The sequence below is a fragment of the Polaromonas jejuensis NBRC 106434 genome (assembly GCF_001598235.1).
GTDB classification, from domain to species: domain Bacteria; phylum Pseudomonadota; class Gammaproteobacteria; order Burkholderiales; family Burkholderiaceae_C; genus Polaromonas; species Polaromonas jejuensis.
This window is the reverse complement of record NZ_BCYO01000005.1, coordinates 206,706-230,643: the sequence shown is the minus strand read 5'-3', so window position 1 is coordinate 230,643 and position 23,938 is coordinate 206,706. Positions and strand designations below refer to the sequence as shown.

Here is a 23,938-nt window from a genome sequence, read left to right as displayed (position 1 = left end):
GCTCCCCGGGCTTTGTCTTATGACTGCGGCAATTTGTAATCCTTCAGCATCTCGCGCAGCTTGGTCTTGAGCATCTTGCCGGTCGCACCCAGCGGGATGGCTTCGACAAACACCACGTCGTCCGGGATTTGCCATTTCGCGGTCTTGCCTTCGTAGAACTTGATGAGTTCGTCACGCGTGACATCCATGCCGGGCTTCTTGACCACCACAATGATGGGGCGCTCGTCCCACTTGGGGTGGGGAACGCCGATACACGCGGCCATGGCCACGGCCGGGTGCGCAACCGCTATGTTTTCCACTTCAATCGAGCTGATCCATTCGCCGCCCGATTTGATCACGTCCTTGCTGCGGTCGGTAATCTGCATATAGCCATCCGCATCGATGGTCGCCACATCACCGGTCGGGAACCAGCCGTCCACCAGCGGATTGCCGCCCTCGCCCTTGAAATACTCACGCACCACCCAGGGGCCTTTGACGTAAAGATCGCCAAAGGTCCTGCCGTCCCAGGGCAGTTCCTTGCCAGCCTCGTCGACGATTTTCATGTCGACACCGTAAATGGCCCGTCCCTGCTTGAGGCGGATTTTCATTTTCTCCTCGGCGGGCAATGCGTCATGCTTGTTTTTGAGGGTACACAGCGTGCCCAGCGGGCTCATTTCCGTCATGCCCCAGGCGTGCAGCACCTCCACGCCATAGTCGTCGTTGAAGGCCTTGATCATGGCCGGCGGGCAGGCCGAGCCGCCAATAACCGTGCGGCGCAGCGTGGAGAACCTCAGGCCCGCGGGCTTCATGTGCGCCAGCAGCATCTGCCACACCGTGGGCACGCCAGCGGCATAAGTGACTTTTTCGGCCTCGATCAATTCGTACACCGACTTGCCATCGAGTGCCGGGCCGGGAAACACCAGTTTGGCGCCGGTGAGCGCCGCCGAGTAGGGAATGCCCCAGGCATTGACGTGAAACATGGGCACGACCGGCAGGATGGCATCGCGCGCCGACATGCACATCACGTCGGGCAGGGCCGCCGCGTAAGCGTGCAGCGTGCTGGAGCGGTGGCTGTAAAGCGCTGCCTTGGGGTTGCCCGTGGTGCCGCTGGTGTAGCACATGCTGGAAGCCGTGTTCTCGTCAAAACTGGGCCAGGTGTAGTCGTCGGACTGCGCGCCTATCCAGCTCTCATAGCTCTGCAAGTCGGGAATACCGGAGTCTGCGGGAAGCTTGTCGGCATCGCACAGCGCGATGTAGTGCTTGATGGTGCTGCATTTGCCGTGCACGGCCTGCACCAGCGGCAAGAAGCTCAAATCAAAACACAACACCTGGTCTTCGGCGTGGTTGGCCATCCAGGCAATCTGGTCAGGATGCAGGCGCGGGTTCAGGGTGTGCAAGACCCTGCCCGAGCCGCTCACGCCGTAGTAAAGCTCGAAGTGCCGGTAGCCATTCCACGCCAGCGTGGCCACGCGGTCGCTGAAACCCAGTTTCAGGCCGTCCAGCGCCTTGGCCACCTGACGGGATCGCCGGCCGGCGTCCTTGTAGGTATAGCGGTGCAGGTCGCCTTCCACGCGGCGCGAGACAATTTCCGCATCGCCATGATGGCGTTCCGCAAACTCGATCAGTGATGAGATCAGCAGTGGCTGGCTTTGCATCAAACCTAACATCGTCGGTCTCCTTCTCTGCCCGGCGGGGCGTTCTTTTCAATTCGAATGTCTCGTTCGTGGATAGTACAGCGCACGCTGCTCAGCCAGACCCGGGGAAATCCGCAGCTGCGTTACCCTGGCGACACCGGCAAACCCTCACGGCGAGGCCATACTGTCTGCCTGCAGAACAAAGGGCGCAAAGCTTGTCGCCTCACCGACAAGTCCTAGGGACATACCCGATGTCAAGCGCCGTAGGACAATCCATGCCATGCCCCTTGAAGCCGCTTTTCCGCACCACCGCTTCCTGCGCGGCCAGCCCTGGTTTTCCGCTCTGTCCGCCGAAATCCAGACCCGCGTCCTGGAGCGCACGTTTACCGTGGCCGGGCGAAAAGGCGAGGTCATGCTGGCCGCCGGCGCACCGGTCAAAGGCTGGTACGCCGTGCTGTCGGGACTGGTGAAACTGCAAAGCGCATCGCCCGAGGGGCGGGTGTCGGCTTTTCTGGGCGTACCCGACGGCGAATGGTTTGGCGAAGGCTCGGCACTAAAAACCGAGCCGCGCCGCTATGACGTGATCGCGCTGCGCGACACCACGCTGCTGTGCCTGCCGCGCGCCCAGTTCCATGAACTGCTGGCCGACAGCCTGCCTTTCAACCACTACCTGGTGGCGCACCTGAACCGGCGCCTTGGACAGGCCATGACCATCATCGAAGCGGGCCGCCTGCGCGCACCCGAGCAGCGCGTGGCGCTGTATTTAAGCCGTGTTTTCTGGCAGGGCCGGCGCAAGCTGCTGCTTTCGCAGGAAGAACTGGGGCATCTGGCAGGCTTGTCACGGCAAACCGTCAACCGGGCGCTGCAGACCCTGGAAGCGCTGGGGCTGGTGTCTTTGGAGTTCGGCCGCGTCGCCCTGCTGGACGAGCAGGCGCTGGCCTCCTTCGCCGCCAGCGGGGCCGTCGCCGGGCCAGTTTGACCTTGGCCGCACAGGGCGGTTGGCGCCATAGCACAATGAGGCCATGACCTCTGCGACAGCTGCCATATCCGCCCAGCAGGCCCGAGCCGAATCGGGCCTGAAATGGGTGAACAGTTTTGCCGGGCTGGGCCCGGATTTCTATACCGAACTCCAACCCACGCCCCTGCCTTCGCCCTACTGGGTTGGACGCAGCCGCGCGCTGGCCCGTGAGCTTGGCCTTGAAGACCACTGGCTGGAAACCGGCGAGGCGCTGGCGGCGCTGGCCGGCAACCAGCTGCTGCCCGGCGTCCGGTCGCTGGCCAGTGTCTACAGCGGCCACCAGTTCGGCGTGTGGGCCGGGCAATTGGGGGATGGCCGGGCGATCCTGCTGGGGGAGCTGGATACCGCCGCTGGCCCACAGGAAATCCAGCTCAAGGGCGCGGGCCGCACGCCCTACTCGCGCATGGGCGATGGCCGGGCCGTGCTGCGCAGTTCCATCCGCGAGTTTTTGTGCTCCGAAGCCATGCACGGTCTGGGCATACCGACCACCCGCGCCCTGTGCGTGACAGGTTCCGACGCCCCGGTGCGGCGCGAGGAAATCGAAACCGCCGCCGTGGTCACCCGCACGGCGCCCAGCTTCATTCGCTTTGGCCATTTTGAGCACTTTTGCTACAGCAACCAGCACGCGCAACTCAAGCGGCTGGCCGACTACGTCATCGACAGGTTTTACCCCGCCTGCCGTGAGGCCAAGCAACCTTATGCGGCCTTGCTCGAAGCGGTGAGCGAGCGCACGGCGCACCTGATGGCCGCCTGGCAGGCCGTGGGTTTTTGCCACGGCGTCATGAACACCGACAACATGAGCATTCTGGGCCTGACCATAGACTACGGCCCCTTCCAGTTCCTCGATGCGTTTGACCCCGGCCACATCTGCAATCACTCCGACACGCAAGGCCGCTATGCCTACAACAAGCAGCCCAATATCGCTTACTGGAACCTGTTTTGCCTGGGCCAGGCCTTGCTGCCGCTCATTGAAGACCAGGAACTGGCGCTGGCCGCGCTGGAGCCCTACAAGACGATCTTCCCGGCGGCGCTGGAGGCAAAAATGCATGCCAAGCTGGGGCTGCCTGATGCGCAGGCCGAAGACAGGGCGCTGATTGACAATACTTTCCGCCTGCTGGCCGGCAATCAGGTGGACTACACCATTTTCTGGCGCCGCTTGTGCGGCTTCATGCCACAAGCAGGTCACGAGCCGGTGCGGGACCTGTTCTTCGACCGCGAATCCTTCAACGCCTGGGCGCTACAGTATTCAGAGCGGCTGGCCCAGGTGGATCAAGGGCTACGGGCCAATTTAATGCTTAAAAACAACCCGAAATTCGTGCTGCGCAACCATCTGGGCGAAGAGACCATACGCGCCGCGAAACTAAAAGACTTTTCCGGGGTCGATACCTTGCTCAAGGTGCTGCAGACCCCATTTGATGAGCATCCTGGTCACGACAGCCTTGCCGGCTTCCCGCCAGACTGGGCGGCTTCCATAGAAATCAGTTGCAGCTCGTAACACCCACCCTCCACACATCAGGACCCAGACCATGAGCGCCAAGATCCAGAAAACCGATGCCGAGTGGCAGGCCTTGCTGGCCGAAAAAGGCGCGGAACCCGTCGCCTTTCAAGTTACCCGCCATGCCGCCACCGAGCGTCCGTTTACCGGCAAGTACGAAGACAACTACGCCCAGGGCACCTACCGCTGTATTTGCTGCGACGCCGAGCTTTTTGATTCGTCCACCAAGTTTGATGCCGGTTGCGGCTGGCCCAGCTTTTCCCAGGAAGTCAGGGAAGGCGCCATTGAGGAGCATGTGGACCATACCCATGGCATGACACGCACCGAGACCGTTTGCGCCAATTGCGGCGCACACCTCGGCCATGTCTTTCCCGATGGCCCGACGCCTACCGGCCTGCGCTACTGCATGAACTCGGCCTCGCTGGACTTCAAACCGCGTTAAGGATGTGGCCCCCACGCTTGTGGCTACGCCGCTCTTCGAGAACACTTCGCGTACTGCGCGAGGCCTTGCAGGCCGCGGCTCGCGAGACGCTTCGCCTCTGTCGCCCGTCCAAAGCTGCGCAGGCAGCTTTGGAGCCGCGGGCTCCAGCCCCTCGGGGGCTGCTGCGCCTGCGGCCCGGCAAAGCCGGTTCCGCGACCCCTGCTTGGTTTTTGAAGCCTCCTCGGTCACTGTGAGCGGCTTCTTGCGCTGGCTCTGCTGATCACTCTACGATAATCACCTCATGAAAATTTTGTTCGATTTCTTGCCGATTGCACTTTTCTTCGGCATGTTCAAGTACGCCGAAAGCAGCCGGGACTGGGCCGCCAGCACCGCCACCGAATGGCTGGGATTCATGGTGGCTGGCGGTGTCGTCGGCCCGACCGAAGCCCCGGTGCTGCTGGCCACGGTGGTCGTGATCGTGGCAACCCTGGCACAGATTCTGTGGCTCAAGGCCCGCGGCAAAAAAATCGATGCCATGCTGTGGGTCAGCCTCGGCCTGGTCACGGTACTGGGCAGCGCCACCATTTATTTTCACAGCGAAAGCTTCATCAAATGGAAGCCGACGGTGCTGTATTGGGTGATGGGCGGCTCGCTGCTGCTGGGCCAGCTGGTGTTCAAGAAAAACGGCATCAAGTCATTGATGAGCGCACAGATGACGCTGCCCGATGCTGTCTGGCGCACCGTGAATTTCAGCTGGGTCGGATTTTTTGCCGTGATGGGTTTCCTCAACCTGTGGGTGGCCTTCAACTTCCCCACCAGCACCTGGGTCAACTTCAAGCTGTTCGGTGGCCTGGGCCTGATGCTGGTGTTTGTGCTGGTACAGGCGATTTACCTGAACAAGCACATCAAGACGGACACGACGCCATGAGCGCCCCTGGCAGCGCCGATGCCGCTGGCATGATGCCGCGGCCCGTCCGCGTGAGCGAGATTGAGCAGCAGCTCCAGGCGCGCCTTCATCCCACCCATCTGGAGGTGCTGGATGAAAGCGCTGCGCATGCCGGTCATTCGGGCGCCAATGCACAAGGCTTTGGCAGCCACTTTCGCATCCGCATTGCCAGCCCGGCGTTTGCGGGCAAGAGCCGGGTGGCGCGCCACCGGCTTGTGTATGATGCAATGCAAAATTTCATTGATCAGGGCTTGCATGCCCTGGCCATTGAGATTATCGATTCACCCTGAGACCTGTTGATTTGCCAATGGTGGTGACAAGCCGGCAAATACCTGACAACAACTCAAGCAGACAAGCCTTTTCAAGCATTACCAAGGATTACAAGGAAATCATGAAGAAACATTTTTTACTCGCGACCGCCGTTGCAGGCCTGCTGGCCATGGGCGCACAAGGCGCCTTCGCCCAGAATGTCGCCATCGTCAATGGCAAGGCCGTGCCCAAGTCACGCCTTGATTTGCTGGCCCTGCAATTGGCCCGCTCCGGCCGCCAGGTCACCCCTGAAATGGAAGGCCAGCTGCGCGAAGAAGTCATCGCACGCGAAGTGTTCATGCAGGAAGCCGAGAAGCAGGGCCTGTCGACCAGCGACGAAGTCAAGGGGCAGATGGAGCTGGCGCGCCAGACCATCCTGATCCGTGAGCTCTTTGCCGACTACCAGAAGAAAAACCCGGTGACCGAGGCCGACATGAAGGCCGAATACGACAAGTTCGCCGCGGCCAATGGCGGCAAGGAATACAAGGCACGCCACATCCTGGTCGAAAAGGAAGCCGATGCCAAGGCCATCGTTGCCAGCCTGAAAAAAGGCGGCAAGTTTGAAGACATCGCCAAGAAGCAATCGAAAGACCCGGGCTCCGGCGCCAAGGGCGGCGACCTCGACTGGGCCAACCCCGCCAGCTACGTGCCTGAATTCGCCGAAGCCCTGCTCAAGCTGAACAAGGGCCAGACGACCGATACCCCGGTGAAGTCGCAATTCGGCTATCACATCATCCGCGTGGATGACATCCGCACCGCCCAGCTGCCCGCGTTTGAAGAGGTCAAGCAGCAAATTTCCCAGCAGTTGCAGCAGCAAAAGCTGGCGGCCTTCCAGGAAGACCTGCGCAAAAAAGCCAAGGTGGAATAAGCCATCGGCTTTCCCCCAAAAACGCGGCCCCGGCCGCGTTTTTTTATGGACGCAACTCCTTTGTCGTGGCGCTTCCTGCCTGCAAAGGATGGGCTGGCGCGCTGCCCCGACTCAGCGCCTGGGCAGCGGCATGCGCCGGCATCAGTGGATACGGGTTTGCGGCTGCAGGAGTTATCCCTGCTTCATGTGGACAACTTTGTTGATGACGCCATGGACAAGTCCGCAAAGCAAGGCAGGACGGGGCTTGCCTTAGGCTGCCTGCGTTTTAAGCGCAACCCTGAAGAGCTGAGAAAGTTTCGCCAGGAGACATTCGCGCCCCTTGGGACGCATTCGCCGGCCGTGATGAAGCATGGCCTGAGGTTGCGGCTGACAATCCGGATTCACAGCAGATTCACAGGAGAAATTGACCTCCAGCCCATGCATTTCGGGCGCATGATGCTATTAAATCCATAGTAACCGAAAGGCTGGATGGAAATTGCGCAAGGCTCACGACTGGCCAGGCTGGCACGCCAGCCAGCAAACCCGCGGGCTTGCTGGCCGGAAGTTCAGAGGGACATCAAGCCACCCACTGGCGTGCGTTGTGCCAGAGCTGCATCCAGGCACTGTGGGCGCTCTTGTCCTGGTCGGTCCAGCTCATCTGGATGTTGCGGAACACCCGCTCGGGGTGCGGCATCATGGCCGTGAAACGACCATCGGCCGTGGTCACCGCCGTCAAGCCGCCTGCGCTGCCATTGGGGTTGGCCGGGTAGGCCTGCGTGGGCTGGCCGTGGTTGTCGGTAAAGCGCATGGCGGCAATCGCCTTGCTGGCGTCACCACGGTAGGCGAAATTGGCGTAGCCCTCGCCGTGCGCCACCGCGATGGGCAGACGCGTGCCGGCCATGCCTTGCAGGAACAGGCTGGGCGACTCCAGGATTTCAACCTGGCTCAGGCGGGCCTCAAAGCGCTCGCTGCGGTTGGTGGTGAAACGCGGCCAGGCCTCTGCGCCCGGAATGATGTCGGCCAGTTCGGCAAACATCTGGCAGCCGTTGCACACGCCCAGGCCGAAGGTGTCCAGGCGGCCGAAGAAGGCCTTGAACTGATCCGCCAGCACCGGGTTGAAGGTGATGGAACGCGCCCAGCCAATGCCGGCGCCCAGGGTGTCGCCGTAGCTGAAGCCGCCGCAAGCCACCACGCCCTTGAAATCCGCCAGTTGTGCGCGGCCCGTCTGCAGATCGGTCATGTGCACGTCGATGGCTTCAAAACCGGCCTGCGTGAAGGCGTAAGCCATTTCCACATGCGAGTTGACGCCCTGCTCGCGCAGCACGGCCACCTTGGGCCGCGACAGGTTCAGCGCCGGCGCCACAGGCAGCTTGGCTGGCTCAAAAGTCAGGTGCACATGCAAGCCAGGATCGGCCGGTTCGCCCGCGGCCGCATGCTCGGAATCCGCGCAGGCCGGGTTGTCGCGCTGCTGGCAGATCTTCCAGCTCACGGAGTCCCAGACCTGGTGCAGGTCTTGCAGCTTGGCCGTGAACACCGCCTTGGTGTCGCGCCAGACCTGCAGCTGGCCCTTGCCGACTTCCAGCGACGCGTGCTCCGGCCGGGTCTTGCCGACGAAGTGGCTGAACTTGGCCAAGCCATGCTCGCGCAGGGTTTGCATAACCTCGTTGCGCACCTCGGTACGGACCTGGATCAGGGCGCCCAGCTCTTCATTGAACAGCGCCTTGAGCGTGAGTTCTTCGCGGCGCGGCCCGACCTGGGTTGCCCAGTTCTTGCTGTCGCCCGCGTCCATGCGGCTGTCACTGATGCCGTCGCCTTCGAGCAGCAGCATGTCGACATTGAGCGACACGCCGACATGGCCGGCAAAAGCCATTTCACAGGCCGCGGCGAACAGGCCGCCGTCGCTGCGGTCGTGGTAGGCCAGGATCTGGCCTTGCGCCCGCAAGGCGTTGATGGCCTTGACCAGGTTGACCAGGTCTTGCGGGTCGTCCAGATCCGGCACGGCGCCGTCTTCCAGGTTCAGGCTTTGCGCCAGGATCGAGCCGCCCATGCGGTTCTGGCCCTTGCCCAGGTCGATCAGGATCAGCGTGGTGTCGGCCTCAAGCGTGTCCAGCTGGGGCGTGAGCGTGCCGCGCACATCGGCCAGGGTGGCGAAGGCGCTGACGATCAGCGAGACCGGCGAAGTGACTTTCTTGCCCGCCTTGTCTTCGCTCCAGACCGTGCGCATGGACAGCGAATCCTTGCCGACGGGAATCGACACGCCAAGCGCCGGGCAGAGTTCCATGCCCACGGCCTTGACGGTTTCGTACAGCGCTGCGTCCTGGCCGGGCTCACCGCAGGCGGCCATCCAGTTGGCAGAGAGTTTCACGCGCGGCAGCTCGATCGGCGCGGCCAGCAGGTTGGTGATGGCCTCGGCCACGGCCATGCGGCCCGATGCCGCGGCATTGACGGCGGCCAGCGGCGTGCGCTCGCCCATGCTCATGGCCTCGCCGGCAAAGCCCTTGTAGTCGGCCAAGGTCACGGCGCAGTCGGCCACGGGCACCTGCCAGGGGCCGACCATCTGGTCGCGGTGCGTGAGGCCGCCCACGGTGCGGTCGCCAATGGTGATCAGAAAGCGCTTGGACGCCACCGTCGGGTGGCTCAGCACGTCAATACAGCTTTTCTGCAAATCCACGCCGGTCAGGTCGATGGGCTTGACGGCGCGGGCCAGGCTTTTGACGTCGCGATGCATTTTGGGCGGCTTGCCCAGCAATACGTTCATGGGCATATCAACTGGCGCTGCTGCATCCTTGTCCGACAGCACCAATTGCTTTTCTTCCGTCGCCACGCCAATCACCGCAAAGGGGCAGCGCTCGCGTTCGCAGAAGGCCTTGAACTGCGGCAGGGACTCGGGCGCGATCGCCATGACGTAGCGCTCCTGGCTCTCGTTGCTCCAGATTTCCTTGGGCGACAGACCGCTTTCCTCCAGCGGCACGGCGCGCAGGTCAAAACGCGCGCCACGACCAGCGTCGTTGACCAGTTCGGGGAAGGCATTGGACAAGCCGCCGGCGCCCACGTCGTGAATCGCCAGAATCGGGTTGGCGGCGCCCAGCTGGGCGCACTGGTTGATGACTTCCTGGGCCCGGCGTTCGATCTCGGGGTTGCCGCGCTGCACCGAATCAAAGTCGAGTTGCGCCGCGTTGGCGCCGGAGGCCATGGAGCTGGCCGCACTGCCGCCCATGCCTATGCGCATGCCGGGGCCGCCCAGCTGGATCAGCAGGGTGCCGGCCGGGAACAGAATCTTTTTGGTGAGTTCGGCATCAATCGTGCCGACGCCGCCCGCGATCATGATGGGCTTGTGATAACCCCAGCGTTCGCCGCCCACCGTCTGCTCGTACTCGCGGAAATAGCCGGCCAGGTTGGGCCGGCCGAATTCGTTGTTGAAGGCCGCGCCGCCCAGCGGGCCCTCGGTCATGATTTGCAGCGGGCTGGCGATGTGCTCGGGCTTGCCGTAATCGCCGTCAAACAGCCTGGACACCGTGAAGCCGGTCAGGCCGGCCTTGGGTTTGGAGCCACGGCCGGTGGCACCCTCGTCGCGGATCTCGCCGCCCGCACCGGTAGAGGCGCCTGGGAATGGCGAAATAGCCGTGGGGTGGTTGTGCGTCTCGACCTTCATCAGCACATGCATCAGCACGTCATCGGTTTCGCTATAGCTTTGATAGCTGGTAGCGCCTTCTGCATGAGGGCTGGAGGCCGATTTGGCATAAAAACGCTGGACCGGCGCACCTTCCATGACGGAGGCGTTGTCGGAGTAAGCCACCACCGTGTGCTGGGGATGGAGTTTCTCGGTGTTGCGGATCATGCCGAACAGGCTTTTCTCCTGCGGCACGCCGTCAATCGTGAAGTCGGCGTTGAAAATCTTGTGGCGGCAATGTTCGCTGTTGGCCTGCGCAAACATCATCAGCTCGACGTCGGTGGGGTTGCGCCGGAGCTGGGTGAAGGCCTTCACCAGGTAATCGATCTCGTCGGCGGCCAGCGCCAGGCCGAACTCGGTGTTGGCGCGTTCCAGCGCGGCCTGGCCGCCGGCCAGCACATCGATGGTCTGCAGCGCGGCGCCCTGCAATTCCGTGAAAAGACCGGCCGCGTGCGCGCGGTCGAACATCACGCTTTCCGTCATGCGGTCGTGCAGCAAGGCGGCCACCTGCTCATGCTGCGCTTCGGACAAGGCGGTGTTGCTGAAAAAGCCGGCTTTCAGTGTCAAGCGGTATTCGGTGATGCGCTCAATGCGCTTGACGGCCAAACCGCAGTTGTGCGCGATGTCCGTCGCCTTGGAGGCCCAGGGCGAGACCGTGCCGAAACGCGGTGAGACGATGAAGGTGAGCGCCTCCGCGGCGTCACCCGCCGGCAGAGGGCATGGATCGCCGTAGTTCAGCAAGGCCGCCAACTGGTTTTTTGCGGCCTCGGCCAGCGGTGCCTCGGTGGCCACCAGGTGCACAAATCGGGCACTGATGCCCACGATCTTGTCGTGGATGGTTTGCAGACGGGGAAGGAGTTGCTGAATGCGGAAATCGCTGAGGGCACTGATGCCCTGGGATTCGCCCTCAAAAGTCGTCAGGTGCAAGGTCACGGTGGCGGTGGCTTTGTAGTGAGAGGTGGGCAGCTCGTGGGCTGTTGCTGGGGTGTCGCGCAGCCCGCCAGCCAACGGTTTGGCAAAGGCCTGCAGGCTACGCGTTAACCCGTAATTTTATCAGCGACTCCGCAAGCCGCCCGCCAGCATGAGGAATTTGGCAAATACCACCGCCATCACCAGAAAACCCTTGCACGCCGGCCGAAAATGCATCGCCATTGGCCTGGTGGGATAATCCGAACCATGAGTATTACTTACAAAGATGCCGCAGGTATTGAAGGCATGCGCGTGGCCGGCAGACTCGCATCCGAGGTGCTGGACTACATCACCCCGTTCATCAAACCGGGCATCACCACCAACGACATTGACCGTCTGGCGTCGGAGTGCATGGCTCAGCAGGGCTCGATTTCCGCCACCCTGAACTACCAGCCGCCCGGCTATGTGCCCTACCCCAAGTCCCTGTGCACCTCGGTCAACCACCAGGTCTGCCACGGCATTCCCAATGACAAGCCGCTCAAAAAAGGCGATATCGTCAACGTGGACGTGACCGTCATCAAGGACGGCTGGCACGGCGACAACAGCCGCATGTATTTGATTGGCGACTGCTCCATTGCCGCCAAACGGCTCTGCCACATCACGTATGAATCCATGTGGCAGGGCATCATGCGCGTCAAGCCCGGCGCCCGGCTCGGCGACATCGGCCATGCGATCCAGACCTTTGCCGAGAAAAACGGCTTTTCCGTGGTGCGCGAATTCTGCGGCCATGGCATTGGCAAGGGCTTCCATGAAGAACCCCAGGTGCTGCACTACGGCCGCCCCGGGACGCTGGAAGAGCTCCAGCCCGGCATGATTTTCACGATAGAGCCCATGATCAACGCCGGCAAGCGCGACATCAAGGACGGCCCCGAAAAGGACGGCTGGAGCATCGTGACGCGTGACCATTCACTGTCAGCCCAGTGGGAACACACCGTGCTGGTCACCGAAACCGGTTATGAAGTGCTGACGCTGTCGGCAGGCAGCCCGCCGATTCCGGCTTTTGTGCCGCAAAACATCCCCGCACAGGCTGTCGCCAGCGCCTGATTCAGGCCTGCAGTATTGCCTTGCGCCCTTTCTTTGATCTGGCGCCACCGCCAAACTGCCCATGACTGAACTGGCCCAGCTGCGCGAGCAATACCGCTCGGGCAAAATCGCCCTGCTGGCCTCGCTGGCCAGCAGTGGCGCCTCCTCCCGCGGCATTCACAGCCTGCTGAAAAAGCTGGCCAAGCACACGGACCACACCCTGAAGCTGCTGTGGCGGCGTGCCGGCTTTCCCGTCAGCATCTGCCTGGTGGCCACCGGCGGCTATGGCCGGGGCGAGCTGTTCCCCCATTCCGATGTCGATGTGCTGCTGCTGTTGCCGGACGATGCGCGCCTGGACGACGATCTCGCTCTGAAGGCCAAAATCGAAGGCTTCATCGGCAGTTGCTGGGACAGCGGACTCGAAATCGGCTCCAGCGTCCGGACCCTGCGCGACTGCGTGGAAGAAGCCGTCAAGGACGTCACGGTGCAAACCTCGTTGCTGGAGGCGCGCCTGATTGCGGGCGATCAAAAGAACTTCCAGAGCCTGCAACAGCAGTTTGAAGAGGCGCTCGACCCCCAGGCCTTTTTTGTCGCCAAAACGCTGGAACTGCGCCAGCGCCACAACAAGTTTGAGAATACGCCCTACGCGCTGGAGCCCAACTGCAAGGAGTCGCCCGGGGGCTTGCGCGATCTCCAGGTCGTGCTCTGGGTGGCGCGGGCGGCGGGCTTGGGCAAGTCCTGGGACGATCTGGCGCGCAGTGGCCTGGCCACCGCCTTTGAGGTTCGCCAGATCAAGGCCAATGAGGCCTTGCTCAGCCTGATACGGGCGCGTCTGCACATCATTGCGGGACGCCGCGAAGACCGGCTGGTGTTTGACCTGCAAACAGCGGTCGCCGAATCATTCGGCTACTCTGCACACGCTGACGACGGCAGCAAACTGCCGCGCCGCGCCAGCGAAGCGCTGATGCGCCGCTACTACTGGGCCGCCAAGGCGGTGAGCCAGCTCAACCAGATTCTGCTGCTCAATATTGAAGAGCGGCTCAATCCCAACACCTACGTGCCCCGCCCCATCAACGAGCGCTTCCTGGACAAGGCCGGCATGCTGGAAGTCGCCAGTGATGATCTCTATGTTCGCAACCCGCACGCCATCCTTGAGACCTTTTTGCTGTATGAAACCACGGTAGGGATCAAGGGCCTGTCGGCACGCACCCTGCGGGCGCTCTACAACGCGCGGGGCGTGATGAACAGCCAGTTCCGCCGCGACCCGGTCAACCGCGACACCTTCCGGCGCATCCTGCAGCAGCCCGAAGGCATCACCCACGCCATGCGGCTGATGAACCAGACCTCGGTGCTCGGGCGCTACCTCTGGGTCTTCCGCAACATCGTCGGGCAGATGCAGCACGACCTGTTCCATGTGTACACGGTCGACCAGCACATCCTGATGGTGCTGCGCAATGTACGGCGCTTCTTCATGGCCGAGCATTCGCATGAATACCCGATGTGCTCGCAACTCGCGGCGGGCTGGGACAAGCCCTGGATCTTGTACATCGCGGCGCTGTTTCACGACATTGCCAAGGGCCGCGGCGGCGACCATTCCGAACTGGGCTGCAAGGACGTGCGCGTGTTCTGCCGCCAGCACGGCATTGCGGCAGAAGATGCGCGGCTGATCGAGTTTCTGGTGGGCGAGCACCTGAGCATGAGCCGCATCGCGCAGAAGGAAGACCTGAGCAACCCGGAAGTGATTGCCGCGTTTGCCAAACGCGTCGGCAATGAACGCTATCTCACGGCGCTGTACCTGCTCACGGTGGCCGATATTCGCGGCACCAGCCCGAAAGTCTGGAATGCCTGGAAGGGCAAGCTGCTCGAAGACCTGTACCGCTACACGCTGCGCGTGCTGGGCGGCCGCGCGCCCGATGCCGATGCGGAGGTGGAAGCGCGCAAACGCGAAGCCCTCACCGCCCTGGCCCTGCATGCCGAACCGTTCGAGGCGCACAAAGCCTTGTGGGACACGCTGGATGTGAGTTATTTCATGCGCCACGAGGCGAGCGACATTGCCTGGCATGCGCGCCAGCTGTCGCGCCATGTGGGCAAGGCCAAGGCGATTGTGCGGGCCCGCCGCTCGCTGGCCGGCGAAGGCATGCAGGTGCTGGTCTACACGCCCGATGCGCCCGACCTGTTCGCCCGCATCTGCGGCTACTTCGACCAGGCCGGTTTCAGCATTCTGGACGCCAAGATCCACACCGCCAACAACGGCTACGCGCTGGACACCTTCCAGGTCGTCAGCCCGACACTGGCCGAGCACTACCGGGAGCTGGCCGGCATGGTCGAGGCCGACCTGGATCGAACCATAGAGGAGCAGCGTCCCCTGCCCCCGCCCGGCAAAGGCCGGGTGTCACGCCGCGTCAAAAGCTTTCCGATTGCACCCCGCGTGGACTTGCGGCCGGACGAAAAAGCCCAGCGCTGGTTGCTCAGCGTGTCGGCCAGTGACCGCGTCGGGCTGCTGTACCTGATCGCGCGGGTGCTGGCCCGGCACCGCATCAATCTGCAGCTGGCCAAGGTCACCACCCTGGGCGAGCGCGTGGAAGACACCTTCCTGATTGACGGCCCCGAGCTTCAGCACAACAAGGCGCAAATTGCCATTGAAACCGAACTGCTGGAAGCGCTGAACGCCTGAGGCGGCGGCTCCGCGCCCTTGTTTTTACGCCTTCAGTGCGCGGAGGCCTTGAGGTATCTGAGCAGTCGTCCCTTGTAGCGGCCGCCGCCGGGAAGCGTGGAAATACGTGTCTCGGTGTGCGAATAGCCCAGCAAGTCCATTTTGCGGTTGAAGCTGGCCCGGTTGCCACGGTCGGGGTCGACAATCAATACCTCCCCGTCCGGCTGCACATGCTTGTCTATGAACTGCGAAAGCACTTGCGGTTGTCCGCGGTCATAGAGCACATCGCTGCCGATGATCAGGTCAAAACGCGCCAGCAGCGGGTTGTCGCGTGACCAGTTCCCGACCTGGTACTTCATGGCGGGCAGCTGGTTGAGCTTGAGGTTTTCCAGCAAAAAGCCAGCCGCCAGCGGGTGGCAGTCGCTGGCTGTGATGTTGCCGCCTCGCCGATGAACGACAAGGCTGGCCAGCGCCAGTCCACACCCCAACTCCAGAATCCGCTTGCCGCCGAGCTCGAAGGTCAGCATGACATGGGCCAGCACCCGGCCTGACGGCCACAGCAGGCCAAAGATCGGCCAGGCTGAAGAGGAAATGCCTTCCCGCTCCGCCTCGCCCAAGGGGTCGTGAAATTGCTGCCTGTCCAGCAGGGAGCGCAATTGCAGGTCATCCCCGCTGCCACTCACAGTTTCAAATTTCAGCTGGTACGGCAATGAGGCCACCGGCATGATCGCCCCGGCAAGCCCCAAAGCGGGCGCATGTGACATACGAAAACTTCCTGCGCACAACACGCTCAACCCGGGCAAAAACACCCGTGACGGCCAAAGCGGTCCGGTTCAGTGTACGCCTTTGCCTCAGACCTGCTGCCTGGGCCGCTCAGTCGTCGGTCGATGCGTCCATTCCCGGGAAAAGCACCTCGGTATAGCCGAACTGGCTGAAGTCGCGGATACGCATGGGGTAGAGCTTGCCTATCAGGTGGTCGCATTCATGCTGCACCACGCGGGCGTGAAATCCATGCGCCGTTCGGTCAATCGGATCGCCATACTGGTCAGAGCCGACATAGCGAATGTCCGAGAAGCGCGGCACCATGCCGCGCAGACCGGGGACGGAAAGGCAGCCCTCCCAGTCGCTCTCTTCATCCGCGCTCAAGGGCGTGATGACGGGGTTCAGCAAGACCGTGCGCGGCACCAGCGGGGCGTTGGGATAGCGCGGATTGGCCTGGTCGGTGCCAAAAATGACCAGCTGCAAATCAACGCCGATCTGCGGCGCCGCCAGGCCCGCGCCATTCACGGCCCGCATGGTATCGAACATGTCACTGATCAGCAGGTGCAGCTCATCCGTGTCGAAGGCGGTGACGGGCTGGGCAACGCGCAGCAGGCGCTCATCGCCCATTTTGAGAATTTCGCGAATGGTCATGCACCGATTATCGCGGCGCAAAGGCATTCATGCCGACTTGACCCCACTGGCGTCAGTCAACGCCAGTGCCTGTAACCGCGATAGCCGTAGTAGCCGGGCGCGGGCACGACAACGACGGGCGCCGGATCCACATAAACAGCGGGTGCCGGATACACGGCATAGGGGCGCGGCCCTATGGGCGCCACCACGCAACCGGACAATAAGGCGGCCAGGCCGGCCGTTGCCAGCAAACCCGAAAAGCGCATGTAGTTCATGAAAAGCTCCTGTATTCAGAGCTTTAACGCCTGGCGCCTTGCACCGCCTGACATCTGCCGTGCAAAGGCCCGTAACGCCATGTAAGCAGCGCTCGGCCAGGCGCGGGAGTCAGACACTCAGAAGAGCCAGCAAAGCGGCTTCGTCGATGATGGCGACCCCGAGTTCCTGCGCCTTGACCAGCTTGCTGCCGGCCTCAGCCCCCGCCACCACGTAGTCGGTCTTCTTGCTGACCGAGCCGGCGACCTTGCCGCCCGCGGCCTCCACCCTGTCCTTGGCTTCATCCCGGCTCAAGGTAGGGAGCGTGCCGGTAATGACAAAGGTCTTGCCGCTGAGCGGTCTGGGCGCTCTGGCGGCCGGTTCACCTTCCTCCCAGGTCACGCCGCAAGCGCGCAATTGCTCGACCACCTCACGGTTGTGCGGCTGCTCAAAAAAGGTGCGTATGCTTTGGGCCACGATAGGGCCCACGTCGCTGACCTCCAGCAACTGCTCTTCGGTCGCGTCCATGATGGCATCAAGCTTGCCGAAATGGCGGGCCAGCTCCTTGGCGGTCGCCTCACCCACATGCCGTATGCCCAGGCCGAACAGAAAACGCGGCAAGGTGGTCTGCTTGGATTTTTCCAGCGCTTCCAGCAGGTTGTTGGCCGATTTATCGGCCATGCGGTCCAGGCTGGCGAGCGCCGTCAGGCCCAGCTTGTAAAGATCGGGCAAGGTGCGGATCACGTTCGCATCCACCAGCTGCTCGACCAGTTTGTCGCCCAGGCCTTCAATTTCCACCGCGCGCCGGTGCGCGTAGTGCAGGATGGCCTCCTTGCGCTGGGCCGCGCAGAACAGGCCGCCGGTGCAGCGATGGTCAGCTTCGCCCTCTTCGCGCACGGCGGCCGAGCCGCACACCGGGCACTGCTGCGGCATGGTAAAAATTGGCGCGTCCGGCAGGCGTTTTTCGGGCAGCACGCTGACCACCTCGGGAATCACGTCGCCGGCGCGGCGCACGATCACCGTGTCGCCCACGCGCACATCCTTGCGGCGTGCCTCGTCCTCGTTGTGCAGCGTGGCATTGGTCACCGTGACGCCGCCGACAAACACCGGCGCCAGCTTGGCCACCGGCGTGAGCTTGCCGGTGCGCCCGACCTGCACCTCGATGCCGAGCACGGTGGTGAGCTGCTCCTGTGCCGGGTATTTGTGCGCCACGGCCCAGCGCGGCTCGCGCGTGACAAAACCCATTTTTCTTTGCAGCGCCAGGCTGTTGACCTTGTACACCACGCCATCAATGTCATAGGGCAGGCTGTCCCGCTGCCGGCCCATGGTCTGGTGAAACGCTATTAATTCAGTAGCGCCTTGCGCAAGCCGTGTCTGGGCTGCGACCGGAAAACCCCAGGATTTCAGGGTCAGCAGCAACTGGTAGTGCGTCTCGAAAGCCGGCCCGCCCGCTTCTTGCGGCGTGATCTCGCCCACGCCGTAGGCAAAAAAGCTCAGGCGCCGCCGGGCAGCCATCGCCGGGTCGAGCTGGCGCACGCCACCGGCCGCGGCATTGCGCGGGTTCACAAAGGTTTTTTCGCCCTTGGCGCCTTGTGCAATCTTTTCGCGCTGCTGTTCATTCAGGGCTTCAAAATCGGCACGGCGCATGTAGACCTCGCCGCGCACTTCCATGACCGGTGGCGGAAAAATGGCCCCCACGCTCGCCATTTCATGTGCTTCGCTGCCCCCCGAGGGGGCTAGCCTTGCTCGGGGCGGCCCGTCGCTGCGGCTCGGCAACCGCAGGGGAATCTGCCTGATGGTGCGGATGTTCTGGGTGACATCCTCCCCGACCTCGCCGTCACCACGCGTGGCCGCCTGCACCAGGATGCCGTTCTCGTAGCGCAAGCTCATGGCCAGGCCGTCGAACTTGAGCTCGGCCACATACTCGACCGGCGGATCGGCTTCCGCGAGGCCCAGCTCCTTGCGCACACGGGTGTCGAAATTCTGGGCGCCCGTCGCCTCGGTGTCGGTTTCGGTGCGGATGCTCAGCATGGGCACCTGATGGCGCACGCTGGCGAACTGCTCCAGCGGCTTGCCGCCGACGCGCTGGGTCGGTGAGTCCGCCGTCAGCAGTTCGGGATGGGCCGCTTCCAGTGTCTGCAATTCACTGAACAGTCTGTCGTACTCGCTGTCCGGAATGGTCGGCTCATCGAGCACGTAGTAGCGGTGGGCGTGCGCCTGAAGTTCTGCGCGCAATTCGGCGATGCGCTCGGCCGGGGCGGCCGGCCGCGGAGCAGGCTCCGCAAACATGTCAATGGTTGCCATGGGAAAAGTCGGAGAACCCGCGAAATTCAGGAAAAAAGGCGCCGGCCCAGCACGGAGCCGGCCGACAGGTCGCGGCCATCCAGCGTGTCATAGAGCTGCTCCAGGTCGGCGTGGATGCCCTCCATGGCTTCGGGCCGGATCAGCTGGCCGTTGTCGTCGATGATCACGCCATCCATGCTGGCGGCCAGGGCGATGGCGGCCTCGCACATGCGCTCGAAAGGCTGCTCGGAGCGCAGCACCTGCGGGACATCGAGCGACAGCGTGAGTTCGCGCAGGGCGGTTTGTTCCGGGTCTTCGGCCATGGCCGCCTGCGAGTCAAATGCCAGGCCCAGGATGGGCGCATGGCCAGTCTGGGTGGCCGGCAGCACCATGCGGCCGGGGATGGAGCCGGCGACAAAACCGAGCCGGGCCGCGCTTTGCTGCACATAACCGGGGCTCCAGGCGGTGTGAATGGCGCGCAGGGTAAAGCTCAGCTGGGCATCGTGCGCGCTGGCAAACTGGTCCAGTTCACGGGCGCGCGCGACTTCGTCGAGCATTTCCGGAAACTCCGGCTCACCGCCCACGGCATCGGCAAAGGCCTGCGTTTTCATGACGAATTCCGAGTACTCGATCTGGTTGAGCGCCCCGGTCCGGTTGGCCAGCTGCACGCCGCATTGGAAGGCGCTGTAGCGATGGCCCGCTGAGGGGAACTCCCATTCGCCGGTCAGCACACTCAAGCCCTCCACGGCAAAGGGCTTGCTGCCTGCCCGGCGGGTGGCGGGCATGGCCGCCAGCGCGGCTTCGCCCGACACCACGGATTCCAGCGCCACGGGCGCCACGGCGTCAATCAGGATATCGAGGCCCGGTTTGCGTTCCGGCGCGGTGAGCTGGCTCAGCGCCGACAGGTCGGAGTCGACGTCAAAGCTGGGCTCCTGCCGCTCTGCGAGCGCGTCAAGCCCCGGCCCCGGAGCCTGCGGCGGCTCGGCCGCGGGCTCCTGCGCGGGAGCGGCCTCCGGTGTGGCCCGCTTGGGCAGGTTTTTGCGTGAGGACCAGGCGCTGTGGGCCACCACGCCCGCCAGCACCAAACCACCCACCACGGCCAAACTGATTTGTAAAGTACTCATGGTCGGCTCAGGCGGTTTCGGCAAAGCCGATGGCCGCTTCCATGTCCACCGCCACAATGCGCGAGACGCCCTGCTCCTGCATGGTCACGCCAATCAGCTGTTCGGCCATTTCCATGGCGATCTTGTTGTGGCTGATGAACAAAAACTGGGTTTCACGACTCATGCTGGACACCAGCTTGGCATAGCGCTCGGTGTTGGCGTCGTCCAGCGGCGCGTCGACCTCGTCCAGCAGGCAAAACGGTGCCGGGTTGAGCTGGAAGATGGCAAACACCAGCGCGATCGCCGTCAGCGCCTTCTCGCCGCCCGACAGCAAATGAATCGTCTGGTTCTTCTTGCCGGGCGGCTGGGCCATGACCTGCACACCGGCATCGAGGATTTCCTCGCCCGTCATCATGAGTTTGGCATTGCCGCCGCCAAACAGCTCGGGGAACATGCGGCCAAAATGCCCGTTGACGGTTTCAAAGGTGCTGCCCAGCAAGTCGCGCGTTTCCACGTCGATTTTCTTGATCGCGTCTTCCAGCGTCGCCATGGCTTCGTTCAGGTCGGCCGACTGGGCGTCGAGGAACTGCTTGCGTTCGCGGGCCGTGCCCAGTTCGTCCAGCGCGGCCAGGTTGACGGCGCCCAGCGACTGGATTTCACGGTTGATGCGGTCAATCTCGCCCTGCAATCCGGTCAGGCGGACGTTGCCCACTTCAATGGACTGCGCCACGGCGGCCAGGTCGGCCTGGGCATCGGCCAGCAACTGCTCGTACTGCTCAAAGCCCAGGCGCGCGGCCTGCTCCTTGAGCTGGAACTCGGTGATGCGCTGGCGCAGGGGATCGAGTTCGCGCTCCAGCTGCAAACGCCGTTCATCGCTGGCGCGCAGTTTGCTGGTCAGGTCATCGTACTGGCTGCGTTTGGCGCCCAGATCGGCTTCGCGCTCCAGCTTGACGCTGAGCGCATTCTGCAGGCCGGCCTGCGCGGCCGCGTCGGTCAGGCGCGACAGCTCTTCCCTGGCGCGCTCTTCTTCGCTGGCAATCGAGGCCGCCTGCTGGGCGGCAATGGCGATGGAGCGGGTCAATTCTTCGCGGCGCGACGCCAGGCTGCGCAGCGCAAACTGCGCTTCCTGGGCCTGGCGCTCCAGCGTGCGCTGCTGCTCGCGCGACTCGCCCAGGCGACGCTCGATCTCAATGACACGGTCGTCAAACTGCGCGTGCCGCTCCTGGGTGTCGGCCAGCTGCATGTCCAGCTCTTCAAAACGGGCCTCTGCCGTGACCTTGCGCTCCTGCAGCTCGCGCTGTTGCGCCTCAATTTCGGCCATGTCGGCCTGGATCTGTTCGCTGCGCGCGCGGGTCTGCTCGGCCAATTGCGTCAGGCGCAGCACCTCGACCTGCAACTCATGGGTGCGGCTCTGGCCTTCCGTGGCCTCACGGCGGGCCGTGGCCAGGCGCTGGGCCGCGTCGGCGTAGGCCGCTTCGGCGCGTATCAATGCCGAACGGGCTTCCTCGCTGATCAGGGCCTGGGCCTTGAGCTGCTTGTCGAGGTTTTCGATTTCCTGCGCCCGTGCCAGCAAACCGGCCTGCTCGGAATCCTGCGCATAAAAACTCACGCTGTGGTGCGTCACGGCGTGGCCGCTCTTGACGTGAATCACTTCACCGGCCTGCAGTTGCCCGCGTGCCGCCATCGCGTCGTCCAGACTGTGAGCGGTGTAGCAGCCGTGCAGCCAGTCGCCCAGCAACGCCGACTGGCCGGCATCGTTGAGGCGCAGCAGATCGGTCAGCGGCTTGAGGCTGATCGCCGCATTGGAACGGCCGGGCGCCGCGGCTTGGGGCGGCGTGTAAAACGAGAGCTTGGCCGGCGGGGTGTCGCGTCCGTCCGTGCCGGCAAAGCCGCGCACCATCTCCAGGCGGCTGACTTCGAGAGCGCCCAGTCGCTCGCGCAGCGCCGCTTCCAGCGCATTTTCCCAGCCTTGCTCAATGTGAATGCGGCTCCACAGGCCTTGCAGGCTGTCCAGGCCGTGCTTGGCCAGCCAGGGCTTGAGCTTGCCGTCGGTTTTGACTTTTTCCTGCAGCGCCTTGAGCGCCTCCATGCGCGCCGACAGATCCGCCCGCTTGGCCGATTCGGCATTGACCGCCTGCTGCAGCGTACGGCGCTCTTCGTCGAGCTGCGGCACGGTTTCGGTCAGCTCCTGCAAGCGGGCCTCGGCCATGGCCTGCGCCTCCTGCGCGCCGGCAAATTGCGTGCTGAGGTTGGCCAGACGCGCTTCATCCGGCGCATTGAGCGCGTTGCGGTCGGCCGTCAGCCGCTCATGGCGCAAGCCCAATGCGCGCGATTGCTCTTCGATATTGCGCTGGTCGGCCGCCAGCACCTGGATCTGCTGCTGCACCTGGGCCACGCCGGTGCGCTGTTCATTGGCCTTGGCCTGGGCCTGGCGCAAGGCTTCTTCGAGCGCCGGCAGCTGGCTCACCTGTTCCTCCGCCTGCGCGGCCAGCAATTCGGCGCGCTCTTCAGCCTCCACCGCCTGCCCTTCCAGGCTTTCGGTTTCAATGGCGGCGTCTTCCTTGCGCGTGGCCCATTGGGCGGTTTGCTCGCGCAGCTGGGTCAGGCGCTGCTCCACGCGCAGGCGGCCATCGACCACAAAGCGGATCTCGGCCTCCAGCCGTCCCACCTCGGCGCTGGCCTCATAGAGCTTGCCCTGCGCCTGGTTGACCTGGTCGCCGGCCGAATAATGCGCCTGGCGTATGGTTTCCAGGTCGGCCTCGACGTGGCGCAGGTCGGCGACGCGGCTGTCCAGGTCGTTCACGGCCTTTTCGGCCTCGGCCTTGACCTTGGCCTGGTCGGCTTCGCTCTCGCCGCGCTTGAGGAACCACAGCTGGTGCTGTTTCAGGCTGCCATCGGCCTGCAGCCTGTTGTAGCGCGTGGCCACCTCGGCCTGCTTTTCCAGCCGTTCCAGGTTGGCATTGAGTTCGCGCAGGATGTCTTCCACGCGGGTCAGGTTTTCGCGCGTGTCCGAGAGGCGGTTGGCGGTTTCGCGGCGGCGCTCCTTGTATTTGGAAACGCCGGCGGCTTCTTCGAGGAACAGCCGCAGCTCTTCGGGCTTGGACTCGATGATGCGGCTGATGGTGCCCTGGCCGATGATGGCGTAGGCACGCGGGCCCAGACCGGTACCCAGGAACACGTCCTGCACGTCGCGGCGGCGCACCGGCTGGTTGTTGAGGTAGTAGCTCGACGTGCCGTCGCGCGTCAGCACGCGCTTGACGGCAATCTCGGCAAAATGGCCCCACTGGCCGCCGGCGCGCTGGTCGGCGTTGTCAAACACCAGCTCCACGCTGGACCTGCTGGCGGGTTTGCGGGTGTTGGTGCCGTTGAAGATCACGTCCTGCATGGACTCGCCGCGCAGCTCGGAGGCCTTGCTTTCGCCCAGCACCCAGCGCACCGCATCCATGATGTTGGATTTGCCGCAACCATTGGGTCCGACCACGCCGATCAGCTGGCCGGGCAGTACAAAATTGGTGGGCTCCGCGAACGATTTAAACCCTGATAACTTGATCGAATTGAGACGCACGGCTGTCCCTGTTTTCTTGAGCCTGAGGCTAACTCGTTGATTTTTATAGCGCTTTGACGGGCGCTCGCACCGCCTGGCAAGCGGTGCACGGCCTGCAATGTTACCCGAGCGCGCGGCGGTTTCCTGCGGGCAAAAGGCTCAGCGGCAGCCGCTGGTGCAACACTTTGCTTCGCGCGGCGTGACGCCGCCGGACCGGGCGGCCCCCATTTGCGGATGCAAGGCACAAGGCCCGCACCGTTGTGGCCACCCGAAATCATCGCCAAATGGCGAGGAAATTGGCTTCCAGCCCAATCAGGACGGGCGCAGGAGGCTACTGTATTTATAGCAAACGGCATTCATGGCCAGGCCGATCCATCGATGCGCCCCGTCAGCAAGCCGC

At 63.4% G+C, this 23,938-nt stretch carries 17 protein-coding genes; 9 read left to right on the top strand and 8 right to left on the bottom strand.

Annotated elements, in window-relative coordinates:
• Nucleotides 1–17: 17 nt before the first annotated feature.
• Nucleotides 18–1,646, bottom strand: a complete 1,629-nt coding sequence (locus tag PJE01S_RS08695) for a 3-(methylthio)propionyl-CoA ligase (protein WP_068832810.1) — start codon at nucleotides 1,644–1,646, stop codon at nucleotides 18–20.
• A 247-nt stretch (nucleotides 1,647–1,893) separates the two neighbouring features.
• On the opposite strand from PJE01S_RS08695, the gene PJE01S_RS08690 reads away from it, so the two are divergent.
• The 7 genes from PJE01S_RS08690 to PJE01S_RS08660 all read left to right on the top strand — a co-directional run bounded on the left by PJE01S_RS08690 (nucleotide 1,894) and on the right by PJE01S_RS08660 (nucleotide 7,123).
• Complete coding sequence (locus PJE01S_RS08690; protein ID WP_068832808.1) at nucleotides 1,894–2,592, top strand: Crp/Fnr family transcriptional regulator; 699 nt, start codon at nucleotides 1,894–1,896, stop codon at nucleotides 2,590–2,592.
• 43 nt (nucleotides 2,593–2,635) lie between these two features.
• On the top strand, nucleotides 2,636–4,126 hold the full coding sequence (locus PJE01S_RS08685) for a protein adenylyltransferase SelO (RefSeq protein WP_068832806.1): 1,491 nt from the start codon (nucleotides 2,636–2,638) through the stop codon (nucleotides 4,124–4,126).
• A 31-nt stretch (nucleotides 4,127–4,157) separates the two neighbouring features.
• Nucleotides 4,158–4,568 (top strand): peptide-methionine (R)-S-oxide reductase MsrB, encoded by a 411-nt coding sequence (msrB, locus tag PJE01S_RS08680; protein ID WP_068832804.1) that lies wholly within the window; start codon nucleotides 4,158–4,160, stop codon nucleotides 4,566–4,568.
• A 280-nt stretch (nucleotides 4,569–4,848) separates the two neighbouring features.
• Nucleotides 4,849–5,475: a septation protein A gene (locus PJE01S_RS08675; protein WP_068832803.1), complete on the top strand. Its 627-nt coding sequence runs from the start codon at nucleotides 4,849–4,851 to the stop codon at nucleotides 5,473–5,475.
• A 29-nt stretch (nucleotides 5,476–5,504) separates the two neighbouring features.
• Complete coding sequence (locus PJE01S_RS08670; protein ID WP_157090277.1) at nucleotides 5,505–5,783, top strand: BolA family protein; 279 nt, start codon at nucleotides 5,505–5,507, stop codon at nucleotides 5,781–5,783.
• Between the two features lie 101 nt (nucleotides 5,784–5,884).
• Nucleotides 5,885–6,670 carry a foldase protein PrsA gene (locus PJE01S_RS08665; protein ID WP_068832960.1) on the top strand — a complete coding sequence of 262 codons (786 nt, stop codon included), beginning with the start codon at nucleotides 5,885–5,887 and terminating at the stop codon, nucleotides 6,668–6,670.
• A gap of 60 nt (nucleotides 6,671–6,730) precedes the next feature.
• On the top strand, nucleotides 6,731–7,123 hold the full coding sequence (locus PJE01S_RS08660; RefSeq protein WP_157090268.1) for a 5-formyltetrahydrofolate cyclo-ligase family protein: 393 nt from the start codon (nucleotides 6,731–6,733) through the stop codon (nucleotides 7,121–7,123).
• A gap of 103 nt (nucleotides 7,124–7,226) precedes the next feature.
• Here the strand turns inward: PJE01S_RS08660 and purL are convergent, their stop codons facing one another.
• Nucleotides 7,227–11,252 carry a phosphoribosylformylglycinamidine synthase gene (gene purL, locus PJE01S_RS08655; protein ID WP_068832958.1) on the bottom strand — a complete coding sequence of 1,342 codons (4,026 nt, stop codon included), beginning with the start codon at nucleotides 11,250–11,252 and terminating at the stop codon, nucleotides 7,227–7,229.
• Nucleotides 11,253–11,495: 243 nt separating this feature from the next.
• Between purL and map the strand changes: the two genes are divergently transcribed.
• Both map and PJE01S_RS08645 read left to right on the top strand, forming a co-directional pair.
• Complete coding sequence (map, locus tag PJE01S_RS08650; RefSeq protein WP_068832797.1) at nucleotides 11,496–12,332, top strand: type I methionyl aminopeptidase; 837 nt, start codon at nucleotides 11,496–11,498, stop codon at nucleotides 12,330–12,332.
• Between the two features lie 61 nt (nucleotides 12,333–12,393).
• Nucleotides 12,394–14,985, top strand: a complete 2,592-nt coding sequence (locus tag PJE01S_RS08645) for a [protein-PII] uridylyltransferase (protein WP_068832795.1) — start codon at nucleotides 12,394–12,396, stop codon at nucleotides 14,983–14,985.
• 32 nt (nucleotides 14,986–15,017) lie between these two features.
• Here the strand turns inward: PJE01S_RS08645 and PJE01S_RS08640 are convergent, their stop codons facing one another.
• The 6 genes from PJE01S_RS08640 to smc all read right to left on the bottom strand — a co-directional run bounded on the left by PJE01S_RS08640 (nucleotide 15,018) and on the right by smc (nucleotide 23,559).
• Nucleotides 15,018–15,728, bottom strand: coding sequence for a class I SAM-dependent methyltransferase (locus tag PJE01S_RS08640; protein ID WP_068832793.1), 711 nt, complete (start codon nucleotides 15,726–15,728; stop codon nucleotides 15,018–15,020).
• Between the two features lie 109 nt (nucleotides 15,729–15,837).
• Entirely contained in the window at nucleotides 15,838–16,377 is a 540-nt protein-coding gene (gene def, locus PJE01S_RS08635; RefSeq protein WP_068832791.1) for a peptide deformylase, read from the bottom strand.
• A 56-nt stretch (nucleotides 16,378–16,433) separates the two neighbouring features.
• Complete coding sequence (locus PJE01S_RS08630) at nucleotides 16,434–16,631, bottom strand: hypothetical protein (protein ID WP_157090267.1); 198 nt, start codon at nucleotides 16,629–16,631, stop codon at nucleotides 16,434–16,436.
• Nucleotides 16,632–16,740: 109 nt separating this feature from the next.
• Nucleotides 16,741–18,912 (bottom strand): NAD-dependent DNA ligase LigA, encoded by a 2,172-nt coding sequence (gene ligA / locus PJE01S_RS08625; RefSeq protein WP_068832789.1) that lies wholly within the window; start codon nucleotides 18,910–18,912, stop codon nucleotides 16,741–16,743.
• 26 nt (nucleotides 18,913–18,938) lie between these two features.
• The gene (locus PJE01S_RS08620; RefSeq protein ID WP_068832788.1) at nucleotides 18,939–20,015 is read right to left on the bottom strand and encodes a cell division protein ZipA C-terminal FtsZ-binding domain-containing protein; all 1,077 of its coding nucleotides are present in this window, start codon (nucleotides 20,013–20,015) and stop codon (nucleotides 18,939–18,941) included.
• Nucleotides 20,016–20,022: 7 nt separating this feature from the next.
• The gene (smc, locus tag PJE01S_RS08615; RefSeq protein WP_068832786.1) at nucleotides 20,023–23,559 is read right to left on the bottom strand and encodes a chromosome segregation protein SMC; all 3,537 of its coding nucleotides are present in this window, start codon (nucleotides 23,557–23,559) and stop codon (nucleotides 20,023–20,025) included.
• Nucleotides 23,560–23,938 lie beyond the last annotated feature (379 nt).

Coding starts and splice junctions, on each gene's coding strand:
- PJE01S_RS08695 (WP_068832810.1), bottom strand. CDS start 1,646: ATGTTAGGTTTGATGCAAAGCCAGCCACTGCTGATCTCATCACTGATC.
- PJE01S_RS08690 (WP_068832808.1), top strand. CDS start 1,894: ATGCCCCTTGAAGCCGCTTTTCCGCACCACCGCTTCCTGCGCGGCCAG.
- PJE01S_RS08685 (WP_068832806.1), top strand. CDS start 2,636: ATGACCTCTGCGACAGCTGCCATATCCGCCCAGCAGGCCCGAGCCGAA.
- msrB (WP_068832804.1), top strand. CDS start 4,158: ATGAGCGCCAAGATCCAGAAAACCGATGCCGAGTGGCAGGCCTTGCTG.
- PJE01S_RS08675 (WP_068832803.1), top strand. CDS start 4,849: ATGAAAATTTTGTTCGATTTCTTGCCGATTGCACTTTTCTTCGGCATG.
- PJE01S_RS08670 (WP_157090277.1), top strand. CDS start 5,505: ATGATGCCGCGGCCCGTCCGCGTGAGCGAGATTGAGCAGCAGCTCCAG.
- PJE01S_RS08665 (WP_068832960.1), top strand. CDS start 5,885: ATGAAGAAACATTTTTTACTCGCGACCGCCGTTGCAGGCCTGCTGGCC.
- map (WP_068832797.1), top strand. CDS start 11,496: ATGAGTATTACTTACAAAGATGCCGCAGGTATTGAAGGCATGCGCGTG.
- PJE01S_RS08645 (WP_068832795.1), top strand. CDS start 12,394: ATGACTGAACTGGCCCAGCTGCGCGAGCAATACCGCTCGGGCAAAATC.
- PJE01S_RS08640 (WP_068832793.1), bottom strand. CDS start 15,728: ATGTCACATGCGCCCGCTTTGGGGCTTGCCGGGGCGATCATGCCGGTG.
- def (WP_068832791.1), bottom strand. CDS start 16,377: ATGACCATTCGCGAAATTCTCAAAATGGGCGATGAGCGCCTGCTGCGC.
- PJE01S_RS08630 (WP_157090267.1), bottom strand. CDS start 16,631: ATGAACTACATGCGCTTTTCGGGTTTGCTGGCAACGGCCGGCCTGGCC.
- ligA (WP_068832789.1), bottom strand. CDS start 18,912: ATGGCAACCATTGACATGTTTGCGGAGCCTGCTCCGCGGCCGGCCGCC.
- PJE01S_RS08620 (WP_068832788.1), bottom strand. CDS start 20,015: ATGAGTACTTTACAAATCAGTTTGGCCGTGGTGGGTGGTTTGGTGCTG.